The sequence below is a fragment of the Rhodobacter sp. P1_C2 genome, assembly GCF_056406375.1.
Map to the genome: position 1 here is coordinate 126,476 of NZ_JBFUAG010000015.1, position 23,078 is coordinate 149,553.

Here is a 23,078-nt window from a genome sequence, read left to right on the forward strand (position 1 = left end):
CGTCACAGCCTAGTCAATTGTTCCCGCCGCTCGGAAGTGGTCAGACGAATAAAGACGAAAAACGCCGATTACACTACGCCCCGGGGGAGTCGCATGAAGAAGATCGAGGCCATCATCAAGCCCTTCAAGCTGGATGAAGTCAAAGAGGCCCTGCAGGAAGCAGGCATCCAGGGTCTTTCCGTGACCGAAGTGAAGGGTTTTGGCCGCCAGAAGGGTCACACCGAACTTTATCGCGGCGCGGAATATGTGGTGGATTTCCTGCCCAAGGTGAAGATCGAGGTCATCCTCGCCGACGACATGGTCGAGCCCGCCATCGAGGCGATCATCTCGGCCGCCCGCACCGACAAGATCGGTGACGGCAAGATTTTTGTCTCTTCCGTCGAACAGGCCATCCGCATTCGCACTGGCGAATCTGGCGACGACGCGATTTGATGCCCAACGCTGCTGAGGCGCCGTTGCGGGGCCTCAGGTGCTTGCCGTAACCGGACCGTTCCAAAGGGAAAAACCGGATTGCGGCGTACAAGCGCGCCAAGACGAACGAACAGTAACCCCAACCCGAAAGGCAGCATGATGAGCGCAGTTAGCGATGCTCTGAAACTGATCAAGGACGAAGACGTCGAATACGTCGACATCCGCTTTACCGACCCCAAGGGCAAGCTGCAGCACGTGACGCTGGTGGCTGACCTCGTGGATGAGGACTTCTTCGAAGAAGGCTTCATGTTCGACGGCTCCTCCATCGCTGGCTGGAAGTCGATCGACGAGTCGGACATGAAGCTGATGCCCGATGCGGCCTCGGTCTACATGGACCCCTTCTACGCCGAAAAGACGCTCTGCGTGCATTGCAACGTGGTCGAGCCCGACACCAACGAGCCCTACGATCGCTGCCCGCGCCAGATCGCGCTGAAGGCGGAAGCCTATCTGAAATCCTCCGGCATCGGCGATACCGCCTATTTCGGGCCGGAAGCTGAATTCTTCATCTTCGACGACGTCCGCTACCAGATCGCGCCGAACAAGGTCTCCTACCAGATCGACGCGGAAGATGCGGCCTGGAACACCGATGCGGCCTTCGAAGGCGGCAACCTGGCGCACCGCGCGGCCTACAAGGGCGGCTATTTCCCGGTCAACCCGATCGACGCGGCGCAGGATCTGCGTTCGGAAATGCTCTCGACGATGAAGCGCATGGGCATCAAGGTCGACAAGCACCACCACGAGGTTGCCACCGCGCAGCACGAGCTGGGCATGATCTTCGGTGGTCTGGTCGAACAGGCCGACAACATCCAGAAGTACAAATACGTCATCCACAACGTGGCTGCCGCCTATGGCAAGACCGTGACCTTCATGCCCAAGCCCATGAAGGGCGACAACGGCTCGGGGATGCACGTCAACATGTCGATCTGGAAGGACGGCAAGCCGCTCTTCGCCGGCGACAAATATGCTGATCTGTCCCAGGAAGCCCTCTGGTTCATCGGCGGGATCCTGGTTCACGCCAAGGCGCTGAACGCGATCACCAACCCCTCGACCAACAGCTACAAGCGCCTGATCCCCGGCTTCGAAGCCCCGGTTCTGCGCGCCTATTCGGCCCGCAACCGCTCGGGTTGCGTCCGTATTCCGTGGACCGAGTCGCCCAAGGCCAAGCGCGTCGAAGCCCGCTTCCCCGATCCCTCGGCCAACCCCTACCTGGCCTTCGCCGCCCTGATGATGGCCGGTCTCGACGGGATCAAGAACAAGATCGACCCGGGTCCGGCTTCGGACAAGGACCTCTACGACCTGCCGCCGGAAGAACTGGCCACCATCCCGACCGTCTGCGGTTCGCTGCGCGAAGCCCTGGACGAGCTGGAGAAGGACATGGACTTCCTCCTCGCCGGCGGCGTGTTCGAGCGCAGCCAGCTGGAAGCCTATATGGCGCTGAAGTGGGAAGAGGTTTACGCCTTCGAACACACGCCGCACCCGGTGGAATATGCGATGTACTATTCCTGCTGATCTGATCGGCATGGATGTCAAAGGGGCGCCTCCGGGCGCCCCTTTTTCTTTGCGCTCAGGCCTTGGCCCGTGTCACTTCAAGAGGGCGCGCAATTCCTCCAGATGCGGGCCTATGCCCAGGACCAGGCTGGATTCGACATTGACCCTGGTCCCCACCAGTGAGGAAACCACCGCCACGACCTGCGGCGGCGTGCCCCCGCCCAGAAGCACCGGCGCGCCCCACAGGCCCGGCACCAGGGCGCAGTCGATCTCGGCCACGGCGCCTGCCGTCTGGGTCACGCGGCATCCCGTGCGGATCGTCGCCATATAGGGCCGGTCCCGCCCGAAGCCGAGCACGCTGACCTCGGCATTCTTCATCTCCGCAGGCGGCCAGTCGGCCACCGGCAGCGGCTCCGCCTCGCTGGCGGGTACCGGCTGATCCAGCTCCAGGAGGGCGAGGTCGCTTGAAACCTGGCTCAGCCCGACCTTCTGCCCGATATAGACATAGCCCGGCAACACCGCGAGGCGGGATACCCCGCGCAGCGCGGCATAGCTGTCGCGGCGCTGGCCCAGCACGAATTTGATGTCGGAGGGATCGGCCCGGTGATGGGTGACCGGGTGAAACAGGCAATGCGCCGCGGTGATCGCCTCGTGGTCCGAGATCAGCGTCGCCGTGCAGGACCGGTTGCCGGCGACATGCAGCGGCCCCACCGCGCGCCAGGCCGCAGCCTCGTCATCGGGGATCATCCGCGGGGCTGCGGGCTCCGCACCGCCCGGCGCGGCAAGCATCAGTCCGACCAGAACCATCTGGCCCGCCACCCAAGGCCCCAGCCGCCGCCAAAAGCCTGTTTTCACGCCCTGATCCCTTCTGCTCTTCCCCCTCAGGTTAGGGCGCGGGCTTTCGCGCCGTCAACCCGCTCCGCCATGGCAAGATCAACCTTGACGTGCGTTTTGCCCTGTTTTTGCCACGAGGCCACCGCCGAAAAGCCAAAGTTTTCGCCAGACTCGAGAAAATTGTTTTCAATCAATACGTTTCGGAGCTTGCCATGGACCGTCCGTCCCTGAAGGACCCTGCCCCCGAACGGCCGCCGATCTGGGTCGATGGACGCCAGCAGCCGAAGTTCCATGTCCGGGCCTGGGCTGCCGTCGGCACGCAGATGGCGCGGCGCAGCCTGGCGCCCTGGCTGGGCAGGACCGGTTCGGGCCTTGGCAATTTCGGCGCGGCGGTGGCGGCCGGGCGCTACCGGGTGAAAACCGGCTGGATGGGGCGGGCTTCGTGCATCGTGCCCTCGCATCGCCAAGTCGCTGCCGGGCTTTCCGGCCTCGCCGCCCGGTTTTCAGAGGCGCAAAGGATCCTCCTCCCCGAGCCGGTCGCGCCAGAGCCTCTGGCCTATCCCGACCTGATCCGCCGCCCGGAGCGGTCGCGCGCACCGGTCGCCCCGGCGCCCAGCCCCGCGCCCGCGGCCCCTGCCCTCAGCCTCGCCGCCGACAACCCCGCCGTCCCGCGCTCGGACCTGGGCGAGCCTGCGCTGGCGGCGATCCGGGCGCTGATCCATGCCGTGCCCGACCTGCCGCCCGAAGATCAGCCCGCCGCACCCTCCGCCCCAGTGGCCCGCCCGGTCGAGGAGCTGATCGCCGCAGAGCGCCCCGCGCTTGGCCGCCGCCTGCTGGCCGGCGCCGCCCGCGTCACGGCGCCGGTCTTGGCGCATGGCATCGCCTGGGGCCTCCTGCTTCTGGTCCTGCCGGTCGGGCTGGGCCAGGCCGGGCTTTACCACCTGAACGGCGGCGATCTGCGCGAGTGGGAATAGCCCTGTTCAGCCCCGGCGCAGGGCGTCCTGCAACAGGCCGGTGACCAGCGCCGGCGGCACATCATCGGCGACGAAAGCCTCGCCGATGCCGCGCGCCAGGATGAAGCGCAGCTTGCCGTCGATCACCTTCTTGTCCTGCCCCATCAGGGCGACCAGCGCCTCGGCACCCGGCAGATCACCCGGAATGTCCGAAAGGTCGGTCTTCATCCCCATCGCCTTCAGATGCGCCCGCACCCGGCTTGGCGCCTCCTGCGAACACAGGCCCATCCGCTGGCTGAGCTCAAAGGCCAAAGCGCAGCCGATCGCCACGCCCTCGCCATGCAGCAGGCGGTCGGAATAGCCGGTGGCCTTTTCCAGCGCGTGGCAGAAGGTGTGGCCAAGGTTCAGCAGCGCGCGCTCGCCCTCCTCGGTCTCGTCGCGTTCGACGATCCGCGCCTTCATCTCGACCGAGCGCGAGACCGCCTTCAGGATCACCCCTGCGTCATGACGCGCCAGCGCCGGGCCCTCGGCCTCAAGATAGTCGAAGAAGGCGGCATCGCCCAGAAGCCCGTATTTCACCACCTCGCCATAGCCCGCCAGCAGGTCGCGCTTCGGCAGGGTGTTCAGCACATCGGTATCGGCCAGCACCAGCACCGGCTGATGAAAGGCGCCGATCAGGTTCTTGCCATGGGTGGAGTTGATCCCGGTCTTGCCGCCGACCGAACTGTCGACCTGGCTCAGAAGCGTCGTCGGCACCTGCACGAAGCCGACCCCGCGCCGCAGCACCGCGCAGGCAAAGCCGACAAGGTCGCCCACCACGCCGCCGCCAAGCGCGATGACGATGTCGCGCCGCTCGATCTTTTCGGCCAGCAGCCATTCGACGGTGCGGGTGAACTCCGGCCAGCCCTTGGTCGCCTCGCCCGGCGGCAGCGCCAGAGAGGTGGCGGCGATGCCCTCGGCGGCAAGCGCCGCCAGAACGGCGGGCAGATGCAGGGCGGCCACGGTCTCATCGGTGACGATCGCCACCCTCTTGCGGCGCAAGAACGGCGCGATCTCGGTGCCAAGCCGCCCCACCAGACCCGGACCGATCCGCACCTGATAGGACCGCGTCCCCAGATCCACCGCCACGATATTCGTCATTCTCAACTCTCCAGCACATCGGGGCGCTGGCTCAGCGCCGCGGCCACCCGTTCGGCCATCGCATCGACCGAAATGTCAGCGGCGGAATCCACCACCAGATCCGCCTGCGCATAGGCAGGCTGGCGCGCCTCGTAAAGGCCGCGCAGCGTCTCGCGCGGGTTGGCGGTGCGCAGCAAGGGCCGCGTCGTCTTGTGGCGCACCCTTTGCCACAAAAGCTCCAGATCGGCGCGCAGCCAGACCGAGACGCCGCTGAGATGGATCAGCTCGCGGTTGACCGGGGCCAGGAAGGCGCCGCCGCCGGTGGACAGGACGCAGGGCACGCCATGCAGCAGGCGGTTGAGCACCTCTGTCTCGCGGGCGCGGAAAAAGGCTTCGCCGTCGCGCTCGAAGATCTCGGCGATGGATTGCTTGGCGGCTTTGACGATCTCTTCGTCCGAATCAAGGAAGGGCACGGCCAGAAGCCGCGCCAGCGCCGTGCCGACAGCGGTTTTTCCCGCCCCCATCATGCCCACAAGGACGACGGTTTTCCTCAAGCGCTGCATGGTTACCTTCCGTCCCCCCTTTCGCATAAGCCAAGGGCAGGATAATGCCGCCCTGGCAGATGACTTTCGTGTCCTGAATGGCGTGAAGTCGCGGCAAATGCCATATATAAATGGTGGATCGGATCAAGGCCCCGAAAGTGGGTTCCGATCGAGGCGCAGGAACAGGCAAGGGAAGGCGATCCGGATGGGACGACTGATCAAGGCGGTGCTGGTGTTGGCGGTTCTGGGTTTTGCCGCTCTGGTGGCCTATGCCTATGTGGCAGACCTTTCCCCCACGACGGGCGAGATCAAAGTGCCGGTGACACTGAATGGCGAATGACCGATTTAGCAGGGGCAGGTCCAGCCTGACGCCGCAGCGCATCATGCCGCGCCGCAGCAGGAAGGCGGCGCTTCTGGGCGCTGCACTGGTTCTGCCCTTTCTGGCGATCTGCATCGCCCCGGCCCGGGCCGAGGTGCAGCAGGCACCGCCGCTTTCGGCGATCGACTGGCTCAGCCAGTCTTTGGTGACCCCCGCCGCGATGCCGGCCCCGGTGGAGCCGCCGGTCTCCAAGAAGGGCGCCGCACCCGAGGATGTGACCGTCCAGACCCTCGGCGTCGAAAGCACCGATGCCCTTGGCCTGTTGCCGCCCGATGTGACCCATCTGCCGCAGGACCTTTGGGGCATGGCCAAGGTCTCGGATATCTCGGCGCTTCTGCAGCGCGACAATGCGCAGGACCTGCCGGCGATGCAGGGCCTGATGCTGACCCTGCTTCTGGCCGAGGCTGATGCGCCCGCCGACATTCCCGCCGGCGAGAGCCTGTTTCTCGCCCGCGTCGACAAGCTGATGGAGATGGGGGCGCTGGATCAGGCGCGCGCCCTGCTCGACACCGCCGGCGCCGCCCGCTCGCCCGAGATCTTCCGGCGCTTCTTCGACGTGGCCCTGCTGATCGGCGACGAGGACCGCGCCTGCACCGCCCTGAAAGAGGCGCCGGGTCTCGCGCCGGCCCTGCCGACCCGGATCTTCTGCCTGGCACGGGCGGGCGATTTCGACACGGCGGAACTGACGCTCGACACGTCCAAGGCGCTTGGCACGGTCAGCCCCGAGGAAGCCGCGCTGCTGTCGCGCTTCATGGACCCGTCGCAGGACGAAGAGGGCATCACGCCGATCATGCCAAAGCCGGTGACGCCGCTGATCTTCCGCATCTACGAGGCGATCGGCGAGCCCCTGCCCGAGACCAGCCTGCCGGTGGCCTTCACCTATGCCGACCTCTCCGATCAGGCCGGCTGGAAGGCGCAGCTCGAGGCGGTCGAACGGTTGAGCCGTCTGGGCTCGGTCGCGCCCAACCTCCTGCTCGGGCTTTACACCCAGCAAAAGCCCGCCGCCTCCGGTGGGGTCTGGGACCGGGTGGCAGCTTTCCAGGCGGTGGACAAGGCGATTGCCGCCAAGGATGCCAAGGCGGTCAGCCGCACCCTGCCACAAGCCTGGGCGCTGATGAAAGAGGCCGAGCTGGAGGTGCCCTTTGCCACGCTCTACGGCCCGGCGCTGGCCAAACTTACACTGTCAGGCGAGGCCGCTTCGGTGGCCCGCACGGTCATGCTGCTGTCGCCCGATTATGCCAAGCTGACCAAGGGCCGCAGCGCCACCGACCCGGACGCCGCCTTCGCCCTTGCCCTGGCGCAGGGCACGCCCGACAAGGCGCCCGCAACCTCGGACATGGCGCATGCCATCCTCGACGGTTTCACCACGCCGCAGATCCCGCAGGAGATTCAGGCGATGATCGACCAGGGCCGGATCGGCGAGGCGCTTTTGCTGACCATGCCCCTGATGCATGAGGGCGAGGCGGGCGACCTGCGCGCCGTCTCGGCCGGGCTCTCGGTGCTGCACGCCCTCGGCCAGGAGGATGTCGCCCGGCGCGCCGCGCTGCAACTGCTGCTGCTGGACCGGCGCGGCTGATGGACGAACCCGCGCAAAGCGACGACAGTACGGAATTACGGACGGTGCAGGGAACGGCCGATAGCCAGCGCTGGATCTCGACCTTCCTGCAGGCCCATGCCGCCGAACACAACGCCGCCCGCAACACGCAGATGGCCTATGGCCGCGATCTTCTGGCCTTTGCCAGCCACCTGGCCCCCCGCAGCCTTGCCGAGGCCGCGCGTGGCGATGTCGAGGATTATCTCGTCGCCTGCGCCAACGAGGGTCTGTCGCAAAGCACCCGCGCCCGCCGCCTCTCGGCGATCCGCCAGCTATACCGCTTTGCCCACGAGGAGGGTTGGCGCAAGGACAACCCGGCCATCCGCATCGCAGGCCCCGGCGCCTCGCGGCATCTGCCCAAATCGCTGAGCCAGGCCGATGTCGCGGCCCTCCTCGCCGCCGCGGCCGAGACGGGACGCTCTCCGCGCGACCGCCAGCGCAACCTTCTGCTGATGGAGCTTCTCTACGCCACGGGCCTCAGGGTCACCGAGCTTGTCACCCTGCCGATCTCCACCGTGCGGGGCGATCCGAAGATGATCCTCGTCCGCGGCAAGGGCGACAAGGAGCGGATGGCCCCGCTGTCACCCCCTGCCCGCGCCGGCCTGACCGCCTGGCTGAAGCTGCGCGACGCCGAGGAAGAGGCCGCCCGCAAGGAGGGCAAGCCCGCCAACCGCTATCTCTTTCCCGGCTCGGGCGCCGATGGCCACCTGACCCGGCAGCAATTCCACGGGCTGGTCAAGGAGATGGCGCTGAAGGCCGGGCTTGACCCGGGCCTGGTCTCGCCCCATGTGCTGCGCCACGCCTTTGCGACGCATCTTCTGGCCAATGGCGCCGATCTGCGGGTGATCCAGACGCTTCTGGGCCATGCCGACCTGTCGACCACCGAAATATACACCCATGTGCTGGAAGATCAGCTGAAGGATCTGGTGATGAATCACCATCCGCTCTCCACCACCAAAAGGACAAAAGGATAAAATGGACTGGATTGTCGCCAACGCAACTTTGGTCATCACCGCCGTCGCGGTGACCGGACTTCTGTTGATGTCAGCTTTCTTCTCGGGCTCGGAAACCGCCCTGACCGCCGCCTCGCGCGGGGTGCTGAAAGCCCAGGCCGACAAGGGCTCGCGCGGGGCCAGGGCCGCGCTGGAGGTGACGGACGACAACGAAAGGATGATCGGCGCCCTGCTTTTGGGCAACAACGTCGCCAATATCCTGTCGGCCTCGCTGACGACGGCGCTGCTCACCGACCTGTTCGGCACCAATGGCGTGGCCATCGCCACGGTCATGGTGACGGTGCTGGTCCTGGTCTTTGCCGAGGTCCTACCCAAGACCGTCGCCATCATCTTCCCGGTGCAGGTCGCCGTCATGGTCGCCCCGGCGATCCGGGTGCTGATCGTGCTCTTCACCCCGGTGGTGAACACGGTGCGCGCCTTCGTCCGGCTGATCCTGCGCCTTTTCGGCGTCCGCGCCGATCCCAACCGCCATATCCTTGCCCTGCGCGAGGAAATCGCCGGCGCCATCTCGCTCGGCCATTCCGAGGGCGCGGTGGAGAAAGAGGACCGCGACCGCCTGCTGGGGGCTTTGGACCTGTCGGACCGGACGGTGGACGAGATCATGCGCCACCGCCGCGAGACCGAGATGATCGACGCCGATCTGGCCCCCGAGGAGATCGTCAGCCGGGTTCTCGCCTCCTCCCACTCGCGCTTGCCGGTCTACCGCGGCAATGACGAGAACATCCTCGGCGTCATCCACGCCAAGGACCTGCTGCGCGAGGTGGAGCGTCTGGACCATATCCACGACAGCCATGCCAAGGCGATGGAATCGCTCGATGTCGTCAAGGTCTCGATGAAGCCCTATTTCATCCCCGACACCACGACGCTCGACGAACAGATGCGCGAGTTCCTGAAACGCCGCACCCATTTCGCCCTGGTGGTGGACGAATACGGCACGCTGCAGGGCCTGATCACGCTGGAGGATATCCTCGAGGAAATCGTCGGCGAGATCACCGATGAATTCGACGTGGTCGATACCACCCACACCGTGAAGCGGACCGAGGATGGCGGGGTGATGGTCGACGGCGCCATGACGATCCGCGACCTCAACCGCGCCACCGACTGGGCCCTGCCCGATGACGAGGCCAATACCGTGGCAGGCCTCGTGATCCACGAGGCGCAGATGATCCCGGCACAGGGCCAGGCCTTCAGCTTCCACGGCTTCCGCTTCGAGGTGATGACCCGGCGCGAAAACCGCCTGACCCGGATCAAGATCAGGAAGCTCTGATCACCAGGTCACAGTCAGAAGGCTGGCGCAGTCACCCTGCCCCGCCTTCTGACACGATTTCCAAAGCGAGACCTGTTGCGCGCGCAATCGGTCGTGTTCCAGAATCGCTACAGTCATCGCGCTGTTCACGAGGCAGGCGAGGTCCCGTTGGCTGGAGGACGCGGTCTCTTCAACTGCCGGCGGACTGCCCAGAGACGCCGCAAGCCCGCACAGATCGCGGAAGGTTTTCTCATCGTCGAGAAAGTCGCTGATGGTCTGCGACAGGGCGCTCGGCGGCAGAGCCCGCCGATCCCCGTGATTGATCGTGACGAGCAGATTGCGGGCGAGCATATCGCGCCCGATCTTGCGCCAGGCCAGCAGGTGCTTGCCATTGCAGTCATCGGAGGTCTGCCAGAACAGGAAAAGGCACTGTTTGAACACAGGGCCCACGCAAATCTTGTAGGCCGGCCTCACATCGACAGCCGGATCGGTTGCGGCCAGGGCCTTGTCCAGACAATCCTCAATCTCGACGACGATCTGATCGACACCCGCCAGGGGGTCTGGATCCTCTGCCCTGGCCGAAGAAAGCGACAGAAGCACAGCAAGCGCCGCCGTCACCAAGGTCAGACCGCGCATCACTTGCCGAACAACCCTCCCAGGATGCCGCGCACCACGGCCTGGCCGGTCTTGGTGCCGATCTGGCGGGCGAAGCTTTTCGCGAAGGCCTCGGTGAGGGAATCGGTCCGGCTGCGCGGGGCTTGCGGGGCCGGGCGCGGGGCGGCGCTGCCGCCGGTGCCGACCGGGCCGCCATAGCGCTTGGCGTGAGAATAGGTGTCGCCACTCGGCTCTGGAGCCTGCTGCGGTGTCGGCTGCGGGGCCTGCTGCTGCGCCTGGCCCGCCGCCGCATCGGCCCGCGCCTTCAGCCGCTCATAGGCCGAATCGCGGTCCACCGTCTGGCTGTACTTGGCCCCCATCGGCGAGGCGCCCACGATCTGCGCCCGCAAGGCCGGGTCGATCGGCCCGATCTGCGACGAGGGCGGGCGGACCAGCGTGCGCTCCACCACCCCAGGCACGCCTTTGTCTTCGAGGAAGGAGGTCACAGCCTCGCCCGTCCCGACCTCGCGGATCGCGGTGGCGGTGTCAAAGCGCGGGTTGGGGCGGTAGGTCTCGGCGGCATGGGCAAGGTCCTTCTGGTCCTTCGGCGTGAAGGCGCGCAAGCCGTGCTGCACCCGGTTGCCCAATTGGCCGAGGATCACCTCGGGAATATCCGCCGGGTTCTGGCTGATGAAATAGACCCCCACCCCCTTGGACCGGATCAGCCGCGCCACCTGCTCCACCTTCGAGATCAGCGCCTTGGGCGCGTCGGTGAAGAGAAGATGCGCCTCGTCGAAGAAGAAGACCAGCTTCGGGCGGTCGGGGTCGCCGACCTCGGGCAGGGTCTCGAACAGTTCCGACAGCAGCCACAGAAGGAAGGTCGCGTAAAGCTGCGGGTTCAGCATCAGTTTTTCGGCCGACAGCAGGTTGATCATCCCCGCGCCATTGGCATCGACGCGCATGAGGTCCGCAAGCTCCAGCGCCGGTTCGCCGAACATCTGCACCGCGCCCTGGTTTTCCAGCACCAGAAGCTGACGCTGGATCGCCCCGATCGAGGTGCCGGCGACCAGGCCGTAACGCTTTGAAATCTCGTCGGCATGATCGGCCACGAAGACCAGCAGGGCTTGCAGGTCCTTCAGGTCCAGGATCGGCAGTTGCTCCTCATCCGCCAGCCGGAAGGCCACGTTCAAGACCCCTTCCTGCGTGTCGTTGAGCTGCAGCATCCGCGCCAGAAGCAGCGGCCCCATCTCGGCCACGGTGGCGCGGATCGGGTGGCCGTTCTGGCCCCAGATGTCCCAGAAGGTCACCGGAAATGTGCGATATTGCAGGTCGAGCCCGATGGTGGCGGCCCGCTTCATGAAGGCGTCGTGCAGCTTGGCCGTGGTCGAGCCTGCCGCCCCGATCCCCGACAGATCGCCCTTCACATCGGCCATGAAGACCGGCACGCCGGCGGCTGAAAACCCCTCGGCCAGCACCTGCAGCGTCACCGTCTTGCCGGTGCCGGTGGCGCCCGCGATCAGGCCATGCCGGTTGCCGTATTTGAGCAAAAGGTTCTGCGGCAGCCCATAAGCCTCGCCGCCGCCGCCCACAAAGATCCTGTCCGCAATCGCATCGGTCATCTGAACTCTCCCCGCGCCCGGTGATCGTCCGGGCGGTCCGAGGCCGAGAATACATCCTTAACCTTCTTATGCCATCCTCATCTCATCGGGCCCGCGCCACTTCGCGCCGCCCCGATATTCCTCCCTGTCAGACTGGCCGCGCCCCCGGGTGCGGCCTTTTTTCGCGGCACGGTAAATTGACCGGAGCCGGTGAAAATCCTTGTTGACGATTATGTGAAACCGACATAGCGTCCCAACATCAAGTCGGCCAGTCCGACAGGGAGCAAAAAAAGAGACAGAAAAAGGGCCGTTCCGCGGCCCTTTTTCCTTTTGAAGGCAAGGGCTTGTGCCAGATGCTTGCGCAAGCTTCCGCTGCAGATGCGCATTTTGCGTTTTGCGGCCTGACGCAGGGCGCGCGCCCGTGTTAAAGCAAGTCGATCGCGGGCCCGCAGGGGCTTCGCCCCGGACGCCATCGCTCGTTGAAGGACACAGATATGACTGCCAAATTTGCCCGTTTCACCTCCAGCCTGGCGTTGAGCCTTGGCCTCAGCGCGATGACGCTGGCGCTGGCGCCCGCCGTCATGGCGCAGACCGCCGCCCCGGCCGATGGCGCCGCCGCGGCCCCGGCCGATCCGGGCGTCTCGATGGGGATTCCAGAGGGGCTGCCGGATCAGACCCAGGCCGCCGTGGGCCAGCTTTACCTCGCCAATACCTTCGACAGCTGGGAGCAGCGCTGCACCAAGTCCGCCGATGGCGCCGACCTCTGCCAGCTGTATCAGCTGGTGAAGGATGAATCCGGTGCGCCGATCTCGGAAGTCGTGCTCTTCGCCCTGCCCGATGGCGGCCAGGCCGCGATGGGCGCCAATATCCTCGCCCCCCTGGAAACCCTGCTGACCGCCAATATCCGCATCGCGGTCGATGGCGACAAGGGCAAGCTCTACCCCTTCTACGTCTGCACCTCGAACGGTTGCCTCGCCAAGGTCGGCTTCACCGCCGCCGAGGTCGATGCGATGAAGAAGGGCAAGCAGCTGACCATGACCGTGGTCCCGGCCGCCTCGCCCGACAAGACCGTGGTGATCAACGTGCCGCTGAAGGGCTTCTCGGCGGGCGCGCAGGCCGTCAAGGATGCGCTGAACAAGATCAAGAAGTGATCAGACCTTCCTGAGGGCGAGCACCGCGTTCAGCCCGCCGAAGGCAAAGGAATTCGACAGAACGGCCGCCACCGCGGCCGTTTTGCTTTCGGTGACGAGGTTCACCGGGCATTCCGCATCGGGGCCAAGATAGCCCGCCGTCGGCGCAATCACCCCCTCCTGCAGCGCCAGAAGGCAGGCGAGAAGCTCCACCGCGCCCGCCGCCCCCATCAGGTGGCCATGCAGCGACTTGGTGGAAGAGACCAGCACATCCGATTGAAATACCTGCGCAATCGCCTGCGCCTCGCACCGGTCGTTGGCGAGGGTTCCGGTGCCATGCGCGTTGATATAGCCCACTTCGGCGGGCGCCATCCGTGCATCGCGCAGCGCCGCTTCCATCGCCGTCACGCTGGCGTCAAGGCTGGGCTGGACCATGTCGCCCGCCTCGGTCGTCATCGAGAAACCGGCGATCTCGGCAAGGATGCTGGCGCCGCGCGCCCGGGCATGGTCGTAATCCTCCAGCACGAAGACCGCGGCGCCCTCGCCCATGACCAACCCGTCGCGCCCGCGGGAGAAGGGCCGACAGCCGGTCTCCGACAGCACGCGCAGCCCCTCCCAGGCCTTGAGCCCGCCGAAACACAGCATCGCATCGCTGCCCCCGGCGAGCATGACCGGCAGCATTCCCGCCCGGATCATCTGAAACGCCTGACCGATCGCGTGGTTGGAGGAGGAACAGGCCGAAGCCACGCTGAACCCCGGCCCGGTCAGCCCCAGATCGCGCGCCACGAGCGAGGCCGCCGCACTCGCCATCAGCCGCGGCACGGTGAAGGGATGGACGCGGGTCTTTCGTTGCTCATAGACGGCGCGGTAGCTGTCATCCACCGTCTGCAAGCCGCCCCCCGCGCTGCCAAGGATCACCCCGGCGCCTGCAACCTCACCCCGCGCCAGCCCGGCCTCGGCCAAGGCCTCGCGCGCCGCGGCCACGGCATATTGCGCGAAAGGGTCCATCCAGACCAGATCGCTGCGATCGAAATCCCCAGTCCAGCCGGTGACTTGCGCGCCGATCTTCACCTGAAGTCTGTCAAGCCCGGCAATCTGCAGCGGCCCGATCGCCACCCGGCCTTCCGCCATCGCCGCAAGCGTCGCCGCCCGGTCATGCCCCAGAGGATTGACCGTGCCCGCACCGGTGATGACGACGCGTGCCATCAGGCCCGCGCCACCAGAGCCTCGACCGCCGTGACCACCGCGCCCAAGGTCGAGGTGTCAAAACTGTTCATGGCGGGGTCCTGCGCGTTGAAGGGGATCGAGATGTCGAACTCCTCCTCCATCGCGAAGATCGCCTCGACGAGGGCCAGACTGTCCAACCCCAGATCCTCGGGCCGCGCGTCCAGCCGCATGTCCGCCGGCGTCAGAAGGGCTTGCGCCGCAAGGATGGCCAGGATCCTGTCGCGCGCGGTGAGGTTCATTCCGTGTCACCCGGCACATCGGCCGCGCCAAGCCGCGCCTCCAAGGCCGCGACCCGCAGGGCCAGACGCGGCAGGCGGCGGACGGCCTTGTTGATCTCGATCTGGTTTTCCATCTTGATCGCGGGATAGCCCAGCAGCACGCGGCCCGCCGGGGCATTGGTCAGGATCTTGGTCCCGGCCCCGGCAATCACATCGTCGCCCATGAAGAGGTTGTCGCCCAGCCCCGATTGCCCCGCCATCACCACCCGGTTGCCGATCCGGGCCGAGCCTGCGATGCCGACCATGCCGCAAAGCAGGCAATCCTCGCCGACCGTGACGTTGTGGCCGATATGGACGAGGTTATCCAGCTTGGTGCGCGAGCCCACCACCGTGTCGCGGATCGTGCCGCGGTCGATGCAGCTGTTGGCGCCGACCTCGACATCATCACCCAGGGTGACCGAGCCGAGCGAGTGGATGCGGTTCCAGTGCTGTTCCTGAAAACCCTCGCGAATCCCGAGGGTTGAGCGGATTTCTTCAACCCCCGACTTCTCGGGCGTCACGAAGGAGAACCCGTCCGATCCGATCACGCAACCCGGCTGGCAGATCACCCGGTCGCCGATCCGGACCCTTTCGCCGATCCGCACCCCTTCGAGGATCAGCGCGTCGACGCCAATCACCGCCCCCGCGCCGATCGAGGCATGCGCGGCGATCCGCGCCCCCGGCCCGATCCTGGCCCCGGCGCCGATGGTGACGAAGGGTCCGATGGCGGCCCCGGCGCCGATCTCGGCCGAAGGGTCGATCACCGTCATCGGATGGATGCCCGGCGCAATCGCGGGGCCGGCGTCGAGGGTGCGGGTCAGGCCGGACATGGCCAGACGCCCGCGCGGCGCGAAAATCGCGGCCTCCAGTCCCAAAGCCTGCCAATCCGCCCCCGGCCACAGCAAGGCGGCGCGGGCATGGCCGAGCTTCAGCCCATCGGCATATTTGGGATTGGTGGCAAGGGCGAGGTCCTCGGCACTGGCCGAGGCAGGCTCGGCCGCGCCGCGGATCACAAGGCTGCCGTCGCCTTCGAAACTGGCACCGATCGCACGGGCGATTTCTGCGATTTCATGAGCCATCGTCGCCTCCGCAACCGGGCAGAGCGCCCGCAGATCCCTTCACCCCGCCGCAGCGGGGCCATGCCTTCATATGCTCAGGTTCAGATCAGGTTTCAACACCCGCGAAGCTCACGCCCGCATCTTTCAGGGCGCCGTAAAGTTCACCGTCGCGGCCATAGATGTCACGGCGATAGCCGATGCGGCCCTGATCATCCGGCCAGGCGGTGAAATAGACCAGGTGGACCGGCACCGGGCTTGCGATGTTCAGCACGGCCTCGCGCCCGCCGGAGAGGTATTTCTTGAACAGGGCCTGGGGATCATCGCTTTGCCGAGACAGCAGCACATAGGCAAAGTCGAAGGGCGCGCCGACCCGGATGCAGCCGTGGCTAAAGGCCCGCACTTCCTTGGTGAACAGCGATTTCGACGGCGTATCATGCAGATAGATGTTGTACTTGTTGGGGAACATGAACTTGACCTTGCCAAGCGCATTGCCGTCCTCGGGCGGCTGGCGCAGCGCGAAGGGGAAATTCGCGGGCGTATAGGCGGCAAAGTTCACCGTGCTGCGGTCGACGACGCGGCCCGAGCGGTCCAGAAGCTGCAACTGGCCCTGCGCGCCGGGGTTCTTCTGGAACTGCGGCAGGTATTCCTTCACGACGATCGAGCGCGGCACCGACCAGGTCGGGTTGATCACCATGTATTCCATCGTGTCGGAAAATTCCGGGCTCTGGAAATCATGCCCGGTCTTGCCGATCACCACGCGGGATTCGAAGCTCACCGCGCCGTCATCCACCACTTTCACGGTGAAATCGGGCTGGTTGACCCAGATATGGCGGCTGCCGCGCGGCGCGTTGCCCATCCAGCGCAGACGCTCCATCGCGACGACGACGGCTTTCAGACGGTCGGCGGCAGAGGTGTTGAGCTCCGCCACCGTCGGCTTGCCGGCAACACCATCCGGCGTCAGCCCGTTGTTGAGTTGGAAGCGCTGGACGGCGGCCTGGATCGTCTCGTCATAGCTGTCGCTGAACGACCGGTCGAGATAGCCGAGCACGACCAGACGGTCGCGCAACTCGGTCACCGCCGTGCCACTGGCCCCCGGCTTGACCTCGGCGACCGAGATCACATTGCCATAGCCGCCGCGGTCGATCACCGCCTCCAGCGCGAATTTCTCGGCCATCAGGCGGGCATATTCCGGGGCCAGGGGTGCCAGGCCGGACAGAAGCTGCGGCAGGTCGGTGCTGGCCTGGGTCAAGAGAAGAACCGGATCGGGGCGGGTGATCTCGCGCTTGATGCTGTCGTCGATGCGGCCCGGCTCCAGCGCGCCGGAGGAGAGGTCGCGCGCATAGGCCAGCATGGCACGGGTCATGGTGACCTCCAGCCGGCCAAGGTCGCCCTCGGTCTGGGCGATCTCGAAAGCATTGCGCAGGGCGGCGGCATCGTAGCGTTGCGTCGGCAGGCCGTGATCGGGCGCCGAATCGAAGGCCTGCAGCAGGGCCTCGCGCCGCGGCGCATCCTGCATCCCGGTCCAGAGCGTCTGGTAATTGCGCGCGCTGTAGAAGTCGGCGATCACCGTGTCATCGCCCGCTTCGGCCACCAGGGCCTGCGAAAAGGCCGAAGGCAGCACCTGCGCAGATGCCGCACCCATCCGCAGCGCGGCCCCGAAGGCCAGAACCGAAGTCACAGCCCGAAGTGCGCCACGCCTGTTCATCTCAATCGCCATTGCCAAAATCCTTTGCCCGGACGGGAGCGGCCGCGGGCTACTCTGCTGCTTTTCTTGGAAGATACTTTGGAAATTCCGACATTGCAAAGCCCCGCCGCGCTCTGCGCGCCGTGGCCTCCTGCAAATGTCTCTATTTGATCACTTACCCCGCAAGGGGGAACTTCGGCGAAAATCGCCCTTGAATTCAGCGAATCTTTGCCTATTGGCGCCATGCTCGGCCTTGGGGAAAGAATTCCCTGTTGGGACGACGGAAAAGATATGCCATTAAATGCTCACGCTTTGGGGACGAGGCGGAAACAAAGCCGTCAAAAAGACGGTCACACAGAGACATACGGGACAGGCTTCACAATGATGGAAACGGAAAACGCAGGGGTTTCGCGGCGTGCTTTGCTGCGGATTTTTGCAGCTGGTACAGTCGTTGCCGCACCTACCTATGCCAAGGCCTTCGGCTTCCTGAAAGGAGCCGGCGACATCCGCCGCGTGAACATGTACTCCGGGCGTTCGGGCGAATCCGTGAATGCGATCTACTGGGTAGACGGCAAGTACATTCCGGAAGTCGTGAAGGAAATCAGCCATTTCATGCGCGATCTGCGCGCGGACCAGACCATCGCGATGAACCCCCATAACATGGACATCATCGCCGCGACGCACCATCTGCTGGACGTCAAAGAACCCTACATGTTGTTGTCCGGCTACCGCACCCCGCAAACCAATGCGATGCTGCGTTCGGAATCGCATGGCGTGGCCAAGCATTCGCTGCACATCCAGGGCATGGCTGCCGACCTGCGTCTGCGCTCGCGCAGCGTGTCGCAGATGGCTTCCGCCGCGCAGGCCTGCCAGGCGGGCGGCGTCGGTCACTACTACCGTTCGAACTTCGTGCACATGGATTGCGGCCCGGTCCGCACCTGGGCTGGCTGAAGACGACAGCCCGGACAGAAATTTGCCGGACACGAAAAAGGGCACCCCAGGGTGCCCTTTTTCGTTTGGCGCCGCGCAGCAGTATCACACTTGCGTAAAGGCATCCGTCTCGGCCGAGCGGCCGCGGAAGCCCTGGGCCACCACGAACTTCTCGGACGAATCAGCGCGACTCGCCGGCGGCTTCACATTGGCGACTTTCTTGAACGACTTCTTTAAAAGTGTCTGCATCTGCACCTCGGCGCCGCCGGCCAGAACCTTGGCGACGAAGGTGCCGCCGTCCTCCAGCACGTCGAAGGCAAAAGCGAGCGCCGCCTCGACCAGCGCGATGATGCGCAAGTGGTCGGTGCCCTTGTGGCCAGAGGCCGAGGCCGCCATGTCGGACATGACCACATCGGCCTTCCCGCCAAGCCAGCCCTTGACCAGGTCATCCGCCCCTTCCGAGAGGAAGTCGAGCTGGTGCAGCTCGCAGCCCGCAATCGGCTCGATCTCCTGCAGATCGATGCCCAGCACGGTGCCGACCGGCTTGCCCGCCTTCTCGCCCAGGGCATTCACCCGCGGCACGGCGACCTGACACCAGCCGCCCGGCGCGCAGCCAAGATCGACCACCCGGGCCCCGGGTTTGAGAAAGCCGTATTTGTCGTCCAGCTCGAGGATCTTGTAGGCGGCGCGGCCACGATAGCCTTCGCGCTTGGCCTTGATCACATAGGGGTCGTTCAGCTGCCGTTCCAGCCAGAGGGTCGAGGACAGTTTCCTGCCCTTGGCCGTCTTGACCTTCACCCGCAGCTCGCGCCGGCCACGTCCGGAATCATTCGTCTCAGTCATACGTCAAGGCCCATCACTCAAAAGGTCCGTCTTCCAACACGCCGTCGGCGCTCATCTGCGCGTATAGCAGACCTTCACGCAGACCACGATCCGCCACCGAAAGCTGATCGGTCGGCCAGATCCGCATCAAGGCCTGCAGGATCGCCGCGCCGGACATGATCAGCGTATGCCGGTCGCGCCCGATGCGCGGATCCGACCGGCGCCCTTCCGGACCAAGCGCCAGATAGTCGCGGATGACAAGGTCGATCTGGTCGGAACTCATCACCAGACCATCCACCTTGGCCCGATCATAGCGCCGGAGCCCCAGAAACGAGGCGGCGACCGTGGTCACGGTCCCCGAAGTGCCGATGATCTGGAAGCCCTTCCTCGGCTGCGCCGCATTGGCGGGCGAGAAGGTGGCGAGGCTTTCCTCGAAGAACCAGCTCATCAGGGCAAAGCGCGCGGCGTCATCCTCGACATCGATGAACTGGTCCTTCAGCGTGGCGACCCCGAGCGGCACCGAGATCCAGTCCACCACCCGCGCATCGCCTTTGCCCTGCCGTTCAAAGCCGGAGGAAAGCCGCATGATCGACCTCGGCCGATCCTCGGGGGTGACATCGGACAGGTCGATCCAGACCAGCTCGGTCGAGCCGCCGCCGATGTCGACGATCAGCAATTGATCGGTCTCGCGCCGGACCAGCGGCGCGCAGGAGATCACCGCCAGCCGTGCCTCTTCCTCGGCGCCGATGATATCGACGGTCAACCCGGTCTCGCGGCGGATCTGGCGCATGAACTCGCGCGCGTTCCGCGCCCGGCGGCTGGCTTCGGTCGCGACCAGCCGCATCCGTTTGACGCCGTGTTTCTCGATCTTCTTCTGGCAGATTCGCAAAGCCTGGATCGTGCGCCCCATCGAGGCGCGCGACAGCTTGCCCGACGCCTCAAGCCCGGCGCCAAGTTGGACAGTCTTGGAAAAACTGTCGATGACCTGAAACTGACTGCCCCGCGGTTGGGCAATCAGCATCCGGCACGAGTTTGTTCCGAGATCCACGGCGGCATAAAGCCGGGACCCGGTCGTAGAGGAGCCAGACGTTTCCGGCAGGAGGGACCCCGTGTCAGGATCGACCTCGCGCGCTTCTGCGTCCGCTCCCCGGGGACGCTGGGGCGTCATCGCCGCCCTCCATCTATGGTTGCCCTCATCGTAGACCCGTTGTGGCTTGCGCTCAAGCCCGCAATCGGGCGGAATGAAGGCCGTCGCATTGGTGCTGCCTCATGTCGAAATCCGGCATCGGCTGTCGCAAATCGGCGCTACACAGGTCCATCACTTACACGCTGGAATCATCTCCCATGCCTGAAGTCACCATCGTCTACTGGCGCGACATTCCCGCCCAGATCATCGTCGGCAAGGGCCGCTCGGGCGCCAAGGTCAAGCTGACCGAACGCTTCGAACAGGCCATCGACCGCTGCGCCATGAAGATCGGCGCCAAGGATGCCGATGCCTATCTGGCCGAATGGCGCAAGGCGCCGCCCTTCACCGTCGAAGGCGAGCAGATGGAGGTGGCCGAGGCCGAGGCCGCGAAGATCGAGGCCGCATATGATACCGAGCGTCTGAAATCCCTCATCACCTCTGACGGTTGGGCGAAAGCCTGATTTAAAGGATACGACATGGCCCTGTTCAACTTCCGCCGCGACGCCGCAACGCCCGCCCCCGTGACCGAAGAGGTCGAGGCCTTCCTGCAAGGCTATTCGATCGAGGTCATGCCGCGCACGGCCGAGAAGGTCGAGGATTTCCGCGCCCTTCTGCCCAAGGGCACCCGCGTCTACATCGCCCATATCGAGGGCACGCCGATCGATGACATGGTGACCACCGCCAAGCGGATCGCCGGCGAAGGCTTTGACGTGATGCCGCATTTCCCGGCGCGGATCATCCATGACAAGGCCACCCTCGCCTCCTGGATCGCACGCTATCAGGGCGAGGCAGGTGTGAAGCAGGCGCTGCTGCTCGGCGGTGGGGTCTCCACCCCGGCGGGTGATTTCGACAATTCGATGCAGATGATCGAGACCGGCCTCTTCGACGGTTTCGAGCGTCTGCATGTCGCGGGCCACCCCGAGGGCAACAAGGACATCGACAAGGATGGCGGCGATGCGGTGGTGATGAAGGCCCTGGCCTGGAAACAGGCCTTCGCCGACCGGACCGATGCCAAGATGGCGATTGCGACCCAGTTCTGCTTTGAAGCCGCCCCGGTGATCGCCTGGGCCAACAAGCTGGCAGAGGCCGGCGTGAAGATGCCGGTGCATATCGGCGTGGCGGGCCCGGCGAAGCTGCAAACCCTGATCAAGTTCGCCATCGCCTGCGGTGTCGGCCCCTCCTTGCGCGTGCTGCAAAAGCGCGCCATGGACGTGACCAAGCTGTTGCTGCCTTACGAGCCGACCGATGTCGTGGCCGAGCTTGCCGCGCACAAGGCGAAGACTCCGGGCTTCAACATCGAGCAGGTGCATTTCTTCCCGCTGGGTGGCATCAAGACCAATGCCCAATGGGTAACCGATAATGGCGGCACCGCAGGCGTGCCGGCCAAAGCGTAAGAGGGAGGTTGAACAATGACCCGTACCGTCGTTGAATCGAAAACGAAAACCGTGATCATCGGCTTTGACGAGCCCTTCTGCGTGATCGGCGAGCGCATCAATCCCACTGGGCGCAAGAAGCTTGCGGCCGAGCTGGAGCTCGACAATTTCGACACCGTGATCAAGGACGCGCTGGAACAGGTGGCCTGCGGGGCCAACCTGCTCGACGTGAACTCCGGTGCCGTCTTCACCAACAAGATGGCCGTGGACCCGCGCTACGCCGACAACAACTTCACCGAACCGCCCCTGATGAAGAAGCTGATCGAGATCATCCAGGGCATCACCGATGTGCCCTTGTGCATCGACAGTTCGGTTCCCGCCGCACTGGAGGCCGGGCTTCTGGCCTGCGAGGGGCGTCCGCTGCTGAACTCGGTGACCGGCGAGGAAGAGCGTCTGGAACGCATTCTGCCCTTGGTGAAGAAGTACAACGTGCCGGTGGTGGCGATTTCGAACGACGACACCGGGATTTCCCAGGACCCCGACGTCCGCTTTGCCGTGGCCAAGAAGATCGTCGAACGCGCCGCCGATTTCGGCATTCCGGCGCATGACATCGTGGTCGACCCCCTAGTGATGCCGGTCGGCGCGATGGGTTCGGCCGGTCAGCAGGTCTTCGCCCTGGTCCGCCGCCTGCGCGAGGAGCTCGGGGTCAACACGACCTGCGGCGCCTCCAACATCTCCTTCGGCCTGCCGCATCGGCATGGCGTGAACGCGGCCTTCCTGCCGATGGCGATTGGCGCTGGCATGACCTCTGCCATCATGAACCCGGTGCGTCAGCCGGAAATGGAGGCGATCCGCGCCGCCAATTTCCTGATGAACCATGACGCCAATGGCGGCGAATGGATCCGCTTTGCCAAGGTGATCGAGGCGGTCGAGGCTGGGGCCACCTTCGCCGAGGCCTCGGCCGCGGCCACCGCCGCCACCTCGGGCCGCCGCGGTGGGCGTCGCGCGCGAGGCTGAGTTTTAAGGAATTTGTTAACCATGGGGCGGTAAATTCGCCCCATGGACAACCCGCGCAACACCAATCCCGATCTGTGGCTCGACCACGTTTTCAGCGCAAAATCCGCCGCTTCAGGCGGTGTTGTGCGTCGTTCGAAATATTGGGTGGAAACGGAAATTGGTCTCGAACGCTTTGAACGCTCGGTCCGAGCGCGTGGTTTTCACCTGATCGAGGCGGGCAGTCAGCTCGTGGTGATCTGCCACTCAGGCCCCATTGCCGTGCGTTTCTAAGTCACGATTTTTCGTCGAAAAATCGAGCCACGAATTTTCGACGAAGGGTCTTGACTAGCAGAGGGGGTTTTTCCGGCAGATTTCGAGGAGAAGCCGGGTGAGATCCTCGCCCCGATTGTTGTACCTGAACTCGCACTCCTTCAAGTGCAGAGAAAAGGTGGCGGGGCTGATGCCGCGGAACCTGGCGAGGCGGGTCTTGGCATAGCCCCAGAAGGCCTCGATGCCATTGATATGGACTTCGCCACGCACGAATTCGTCGCGGCCATGGTCGACGCGGACATGGGCATAGCCGA

Annotated in this window: 25 protein-coding genes; 13 read left to right on the forward strand and 12 right to left on the reverse strand. The window is 65.2% G+C overall.

What is annotated here, in order from left to right:
- The first annotated feature begins 93 nt into the window (after positions 1–93).
- Positions 94–432 carry a P-II family nitrogen regulator gene (locus AC1DZT_RS21550; protein ID WP_478008707.1) on the forward strand — a complete coding sequence of 113 codons (339 nt, stop codon included), beginning with the start codon at positions 94–96 and terminating at the stop codon, positions 430–432.
- Positions 433–570: 138 nt separating this feature from the next.
- Positions 571–1,980: a type I glutamate--ammonia ligase gene (glnA, locus tag AC1DZT_RS21555; RefSeq protein ID WP_478008733.1), complete on the forward strand. Its 1,410-nt coding sequence runs from the start codon at positions 571–573 to the stop codon at positions 1,978–1,980.
- Positions 1,981–2,052: 72 nt separating this feature from the next.
- Here the strand turns inward: glnA and AC1DZT_RS21560 are convergent, their stop codons facing one another.
- Positions 2,053–2,814 (reverse strand): trypsin-like serine peptidase, encoded by a 762-nt coding sequence (locus AC1DZT_RS21560; protein WP_478008708.1) that lies wholly within the window; start codon positions 2,812–2,814, stop codon positions 2,053–2,055.
- Positions 2,815–3,005: 191 nt separating this feature from the next.
- Between AC1DZT_RS21560 and AC1DZT_RS21565 the strand changes: the two genes are divergently transcribed.
- The gene (locus tag AC1DZT_RS21565; RefSeq protein WP_478008709.1) at positions 3,006–3,767 is read left to right on the forward strand and encodes a hypothetical protein; all 762 of its coding nucleotides are present in this window, start codon (positions 3,006–3,008) and stop codon (positions 3,765–3,767) included.
- A 6-nt stretch (positions 3,768–3,773) separates the two neighbouring features.
- On the opposite strand, the gene aroB is transcribed toward AC1DZT_RS21565, so the two are convergent.
- Positions 3,774–4,886 carry a 3-dehydroquinate synthase gene (aroB, locus tag AC1DZT_RS21570; RefSeq protein ID WP_478008710.1) on the reverse strand — a complete coding sequence of 371 codons (1,113 nt, stop codon included), beginning with the start codon at positions 4,884–4,886 and terminating at the stop codon, positions 3,774–3,776.
- A 2-nt stretch (positions 4,887–4,888) separates the two neighbouring features.
- Positions 4,889–5,428, reverse strand: coding sequence for a shikimate kinase (locus AC1DZT_RS21575; RefSeq protein WP_478008711.1), 540 nt, complete (start codon positions 5,426–5,428; stop codon positions 4,889–4,891).
- A 184-nt stretch (positions 5,429–5,612) separates the two neighbouring features.
- Between AC1DZT_RS21575 and AC1DZT_RS21580 the strand changes: the two genes are divergently transcribed.
- The 4 genes from AC1DZT_RS21580 to AC1DZT_RS21595 are packed head-to-tail and all read left to right on the forward strand — an operon-like array spanning position 5,613 to position 9,660.
- Positions 5,613–5,747: a hypothetical protein gene (locus AC1DZT_RS21580; RefSeq protein ID WP_478008712.1), complete on the forward strand. Its 135-nt coding sequence runs from the start codon at positions 5,613–5,615 to the stop codon at positions 5,745–5,747.
- A 43-nt stretch (positions 5,748–5,790) separates the two neighbouring features.
- Complete coding sequence (locus AC1DZT_RS21585; protein ID WP_478008713.1) at positions 5,791–7,362, forward strand: hypothetical protein; 1,572 nt, start codon at positions 5,791–5,793, stop codon at positions 7,360–7,362.
- A complete protein-coding gene (locus AC1DZT_RS21590; protein ID WP_478008714.1) occupies positions 7,362–8,354 on the forward strand; it encodes a tyrosine recombinase in 993 nt (330 codons plus the stop codon). Before AC1DZT_RS21585 ends, AC1DZT_RS21590 begins: the two co-directional genes overlap by 1 nt.
- Position 8,355: 1 nt before the next feature.
- Positions 8,356–9,660 (forward strand): HlyC/CorC family transporter, encoded by a 1,305-nt coding sequence (locus AC1DZT_RS21595; RefSeq protein ID WP_478008715.1) that lies wholly within the window; start codon positions 8,356–8,358, stop codon positions 9,658–9,660.
- On the opposite strand, the gene AC1DZT_RS21600 is transcribed toward AC1DZT_RS21595, so the two are convergent.
- Positions 9,661–10,275, reverse strand: coding sequence for a hypothetical protein (locus AC1DZT_RS21600; protein ID WP_478008716.1), 615 nt, complete (start codon positions 10,273–10,275; stop codon positions 9,661–9,663).
- A complete protein-coding gene (locus AC1DZT_RS21605; protein ID WP_478008717.1) occupies positions 10,275–11,852 on the reverse strand; it encodes a helicase HerA-like domain-containing protein in 1,578 nt (525 codons plus the stop codon). The genes AC1DZT_RS21600 and AC1DZT_RS21605 overlap by 1 nt, the downstream gene beginning before the upstream one ends.
- A gap of 473 nt (positions 11,853–12,325) precedes the next feature.
- Between AC1DZT_RS21605 and AC1DZT_RS21610 the strand changes: the two genes are divergently transcribed.
- Positions 12,326–12,982: an invasion associated locus B family protein gene (locus AC1DZT_RS21610; protein WP_478008718.1), complete on the forward strand. Its 657-nt coding sequence runs from the start codon at positions 12,326–12,328 to the stop codon at positions 12,980–12,982.
- On the opposite strand, the gene AC1DZT_RS21615 is transcribed toward AC1DZT_RS21610, so the two are convergent.
- The 4 genes from AC1DZT_RS21615 to AC1DZT_RS21630 all read right to left on the reverse strand — a co-directional run bounded on the left by AC1DZT_RS21615 (position 12,983) and on the right by AC1DZT_RS21630 (position 17,220).
- Positions 12,983–14,167 (reverse strand): beta-ketoacyl-[acyl-carrier-protein] synthase family protein, encoded by a 1,185-nt coding sequence (locus AC1DZT_RS21615; RefSeq protein WP_478008719.1) that lies wholly within the window; start codon positions 14,165–14,167, stop codon positions 12,983–12,985.
- A complete protein-coding gene (locus tag AC1DZT_RS21620) occupies positions 14,167–14,427 on the reverse strand; it encodes an acyl carrier protein (protein ID WP_478008720.1) in 261 nt (86 codons plus the stop codon). Before AC1DZT_RS21620 ends, AC1DZT_RS21615 begins: the two co-directional genes overlap by 1 nt.
- Positions 14,424–15,524, reverse strand: coding sequence for a UDP-3-O-(3-hydroxymyristoyl)glucosamine N-acyltransferase (locus tag AC1DZT_RS21625; RefSeq protein WP_478008721.1), 1,101 nt, complete (start codon positions 15,522–15,524; stop codon positions 14,424–14,426). Before AC1DZT_RS21625 ends, AC1DZT_RS21620 begins: the two co-directional genes overlap by 4 nt.
- Before the next feature lie 85 nt (positions 15,525–15,609).
- On the reverse strand, positions 15,610–17,220 hold the full coding sequence (locus AC1DZT_RS21630) for a L,D-transpeptidase family protein (RefSeq protein ID WP_478008722.1): 1,611 nt from the start codon (positions 17,218–17,220) through the stop codon (positions 15,610–15,612).
- A 348-nt stretch (positions 17,221–17,568) separates the two neighbouring features.
- Here AC1DZT_RS21630 and mepK point away from each other — a divergent pair, with 348 nt between their 5' ends.
- A complete protein-coding gene (gene mepK, locus AC1DZT_RS21635; protein WP_478008723.1) occupies positions 17,569–18,138 on the forward strand; it encodes a peptidoglycan L,D-endopeptidase MepK in 570 nt (189 codons plus the stop codon).
- Between the two features lie 84 nt (positions 18,139–18,222).
- Here the strand turns inward: mepK and AC1DZT_RS21640 are convergent, their stop codons facing one another.
- A complete protein-coding gene (locus tag AC1DZT_RS21640; protein WP_478008724.1) occupies positions 18,223–18,960 on the reverse strand; it encodes an RlmE family RNA methyltransferase in 738 nt (245 codons plus the stop codon).
- Positions 18,961–18,973: 13 nt separating this feature from the next.
- Positions 18,974–20,107 (reverse strand): Ppx/GppA phosphatase family protein, encoded by a 1,134-nt coding sequence (locus AC1DZT_RS21645; protein WP_478008725.1) that lies wholly within the window; start codon positions 20,105–20,107, stop codon positions 18,974–18,976.
- Positions 20,108–20,283: 176 nt separating this feature from the next.
- On the opposite strand from AC1DZT_RS21645, the gene AC1DZT_RS21650 reads away from it, so the two are divergent.
- The 4 genes from AC1DZT_RS21650 to AC1DZT_RS21665 are packed head-to-tail and all read left to right on the forward strand — an operon-like array spanning position 20,284 to position 22,785.
- On the forward strand, positions 20,284–20,586 hold the full coding sequence (locus tag AC1DZT_RS21650; RefSeq protein WP_478008726.1) for a virulence factor: 303 nt from the start codon (positions 20,284–20,286) through the stop codon (positions 20,584–20,586).
- A gap of 15 nt (positions 20,587–20,601) precedes the next feature.
- Entirely contained in the window at positions 20,602–21,519 is a 918-nt protein-coding gene (locus AC1DZT_RS21655; protein ID WP_478008727.1) for a methylenetetrahydrofolate reductase, read from the forward strand.
- Positions 21,520–21,534: 15 nt separating this feature from the next.
- Positions 21,535–22,515 carry a methyltetrahydrofolate cobalamin methyltransferase gene (locus AC1DZT_RS21660; protein WP_478008728.1) on the forward strand — a complete coding sequence of 327 codons (981 nt, stop codon included), beginning with the start codon at positions 21,535–21,537 and terminating at the stop codon, positions 22,513–22,515.
- Between the two features lie 42 nt (positions 22,516–22,557).
- Positions 22,558–22,785 (forward strand): N-(5'-phosphoribosyl)anthranilate isomerase, encoded by a 228-nt coding sequence (locus tag AC1DZT_RS21665; protein ID WP_478008729.1) that lies wholly within the window; start codon positions 22,558–22,560, stop codon positions 22,783–22,785.
- A 54-nt stretch (positions 22,786–22,839) separates the two neighbouring features.
- Here AC1DZT_RS21665 and AC1DZT_RS21670 read toward each other — a convergent pair.
- A partial coding sequence (locus tag AC1DZT_RS21670) for a transposase (protein WP_478008730.1) occupies positions 22,840–23,078 on the reverse strand: 239 nt, incomplete at its 5' end.

What these genes read in the sequence shown, in the direction of transcription:
- AC1DZT_RS21610 (WP_478008718.1), top strand. Translation starts at nt 12,326, where the DNA reads ATGACTGCCAAATTTGCCCGTTTCACCTCCAGCCTGGCGTTGAGCCTT.
- AC1DZT_RS21595 (WP_478008715.1), top strand. Translation starts at nt 8,356, where the DNA reads ATGGACTGGATTGTCGCCAACGCAACTTTGGTCATCACCGCCGTCGCG.
- AC1DZT_RS21590 (WP_478008714.1), top strand. Translation starts at nt 7,362, where the DNA reads ATGGACGAACCCGCGCAAAGCGACGACAGTACGGAATTACGGACGGTG.
- AC1DZT_RS21655 (WP_478008727.1), top strand. Translation starts at nt 20,602, where the DNA reads ATGGCCCTGTTCAACTTCCGCCGCGACGCCGCAACGCCCGCCCCCGTG.
- AC1DZT_RS21605 (WP_478008717.1), bottom strand. Translation starts at nt 11,852, where the DNA reads ATGACCGATGCGATTGCGGACAGGATCTTTGTGGGCGGCGGCGGCGAG.
- aroB (WP_478008710.1), bottom strand. Translation starts at nt 4,886, where the DNA reads ATGACGAATATCGTGGCGGTGGATCTGGGGACGCGGTCCTATCAGGTG.
- AC1DZT_RS21585 (WP_478008713.1), top strand. Translation starts at nt 5,791, where the DNA reads ATGCCGCGCCGCAGCAGGAAGGCGGCGCTTCTGGGCGCTGCACTGGTT.
- AC1DZT_RS21580 (WP_478008712.1), top strand. Translation starts at nt 5,613, where the DNA reads ATGGGACGACTGATCAAGGCGGTGCTGGTGTTGGCGGTTCTGGGTTTT.
- AC1DZT_RS21565 (WP_478008709.1), top strand. Translation starts at nt 3,006, where the DNA reads ATGGACCGTCCGTCCCTGAAGGACCCTGCCCCCGAACGGCCGCCGATC.
- mepK (WP_478008723.1), top strand. Translation starts at nt 17,569, where the DNA reads ATGATGGAAACGGAAAACGCAGGGGTTTCGCGGCGTGCTTTGCTGCGG.
- AC1DZT_RS21615 (WP_478008719.1), bottom strand. Translation starts at nt 14,167, where the DNA reads ATGGCACGCGTCGTCATCACCGGTGCGGGCACGGTCAATCCTCTGGGG.
- AC1DZT_RS21660 (WP_478008728.1), top strand. Translation starts at nt 21,535, where the DNA reads ATGACCCGTACCGTCGTTGAATCGAAAACGAAAACCGTGATCATCGGC.
- glnA (WP_478008733.1), top strand. Translation starts at nt 571, where the DNA reads ATGAGCGCAGTTAGCGATGCTCTGAAACTGATCAAGGACGAAGACGTC.
- AC1DZT_RS21640 (WP_478008724.1), bottom strand. Translation starts at nt 18,960, where the DNA reads ATGACTGAGACGAATGATTCCGGACGTGGCCGGCGCGAGCTGCGGGTG.
- AC1DZT_RS21645 (WP_478008725.1), bottom strand. Translation starts at nt 20,107, where the DNA reads ATGACGCCCCAGCGTCCCCGGGGAGCGGACGCAGAAGCGCGCGAGGTC.
- AC1DZT_RS21625 (WP_478008721.1), bottom strand. Translation starts at nt 15,524, where the DNA reads ATGGCTCATGAAATCGCAGAAATCGCCCGTGCGATCGGTGCCAGTTTC.
- AC1DZT_RS21650 (WP_478008726.1), top strand. Translation starts at nt 20,284, where the DNA reads ATGCCTGAAGTCACCATCGTCTACTGGCGCGACATTCCCGCCCAGATC.
- AC1DZT_RS21575 (WP_478008711.1), bottom strand. Translation starts at nt 5,428, where the DNA reads ATGCAGCGCTTGAGGAAAACCGTCGTCCTTGTGGGCATGATGGGGGCG.
- AC1DZT_RS21665 (WP_478008729.1), top strand. Translation starts at nt 22,558, where the DNA reads ATGGACAACCCGCGCAACACCAATCCCGATCTGTGGCTCGACCACGTT.
- AC1DZT_RS21630 (WP_478008722.1), bottom strand. Translation starts at nt 17,220, where the DNA reads ATGGCGATTGAGATGAACAGGCGTGGCGCACTTCGGGCTGTGACTTCG.
- AC1DZT_RS21600 (WP_478008716.1), bottom strand. Translation starts at nt 10,275, where the DNA reads ATGCGCGGTCTGACCTTGGTGACGGCGGCGCTTGCTGTGCTTCTGTCG.
- AC1DZT_RS21550 (WP_478008707.1), top strand. Translation starts at nt 94, where the DNA reads ATGAAGAAGATCGAGGCCATCATCAAGCCCTTCAAGCTGGATGAAGTC.
- AC1DZT_RS21620 (WP_478008720.1), bottom strand. Translation starts at nt 14,427, where the DNA reads ATGAACCTCACCGCGCGCGACAGGATCCTGGCCATCCTTGCGGCGCAA.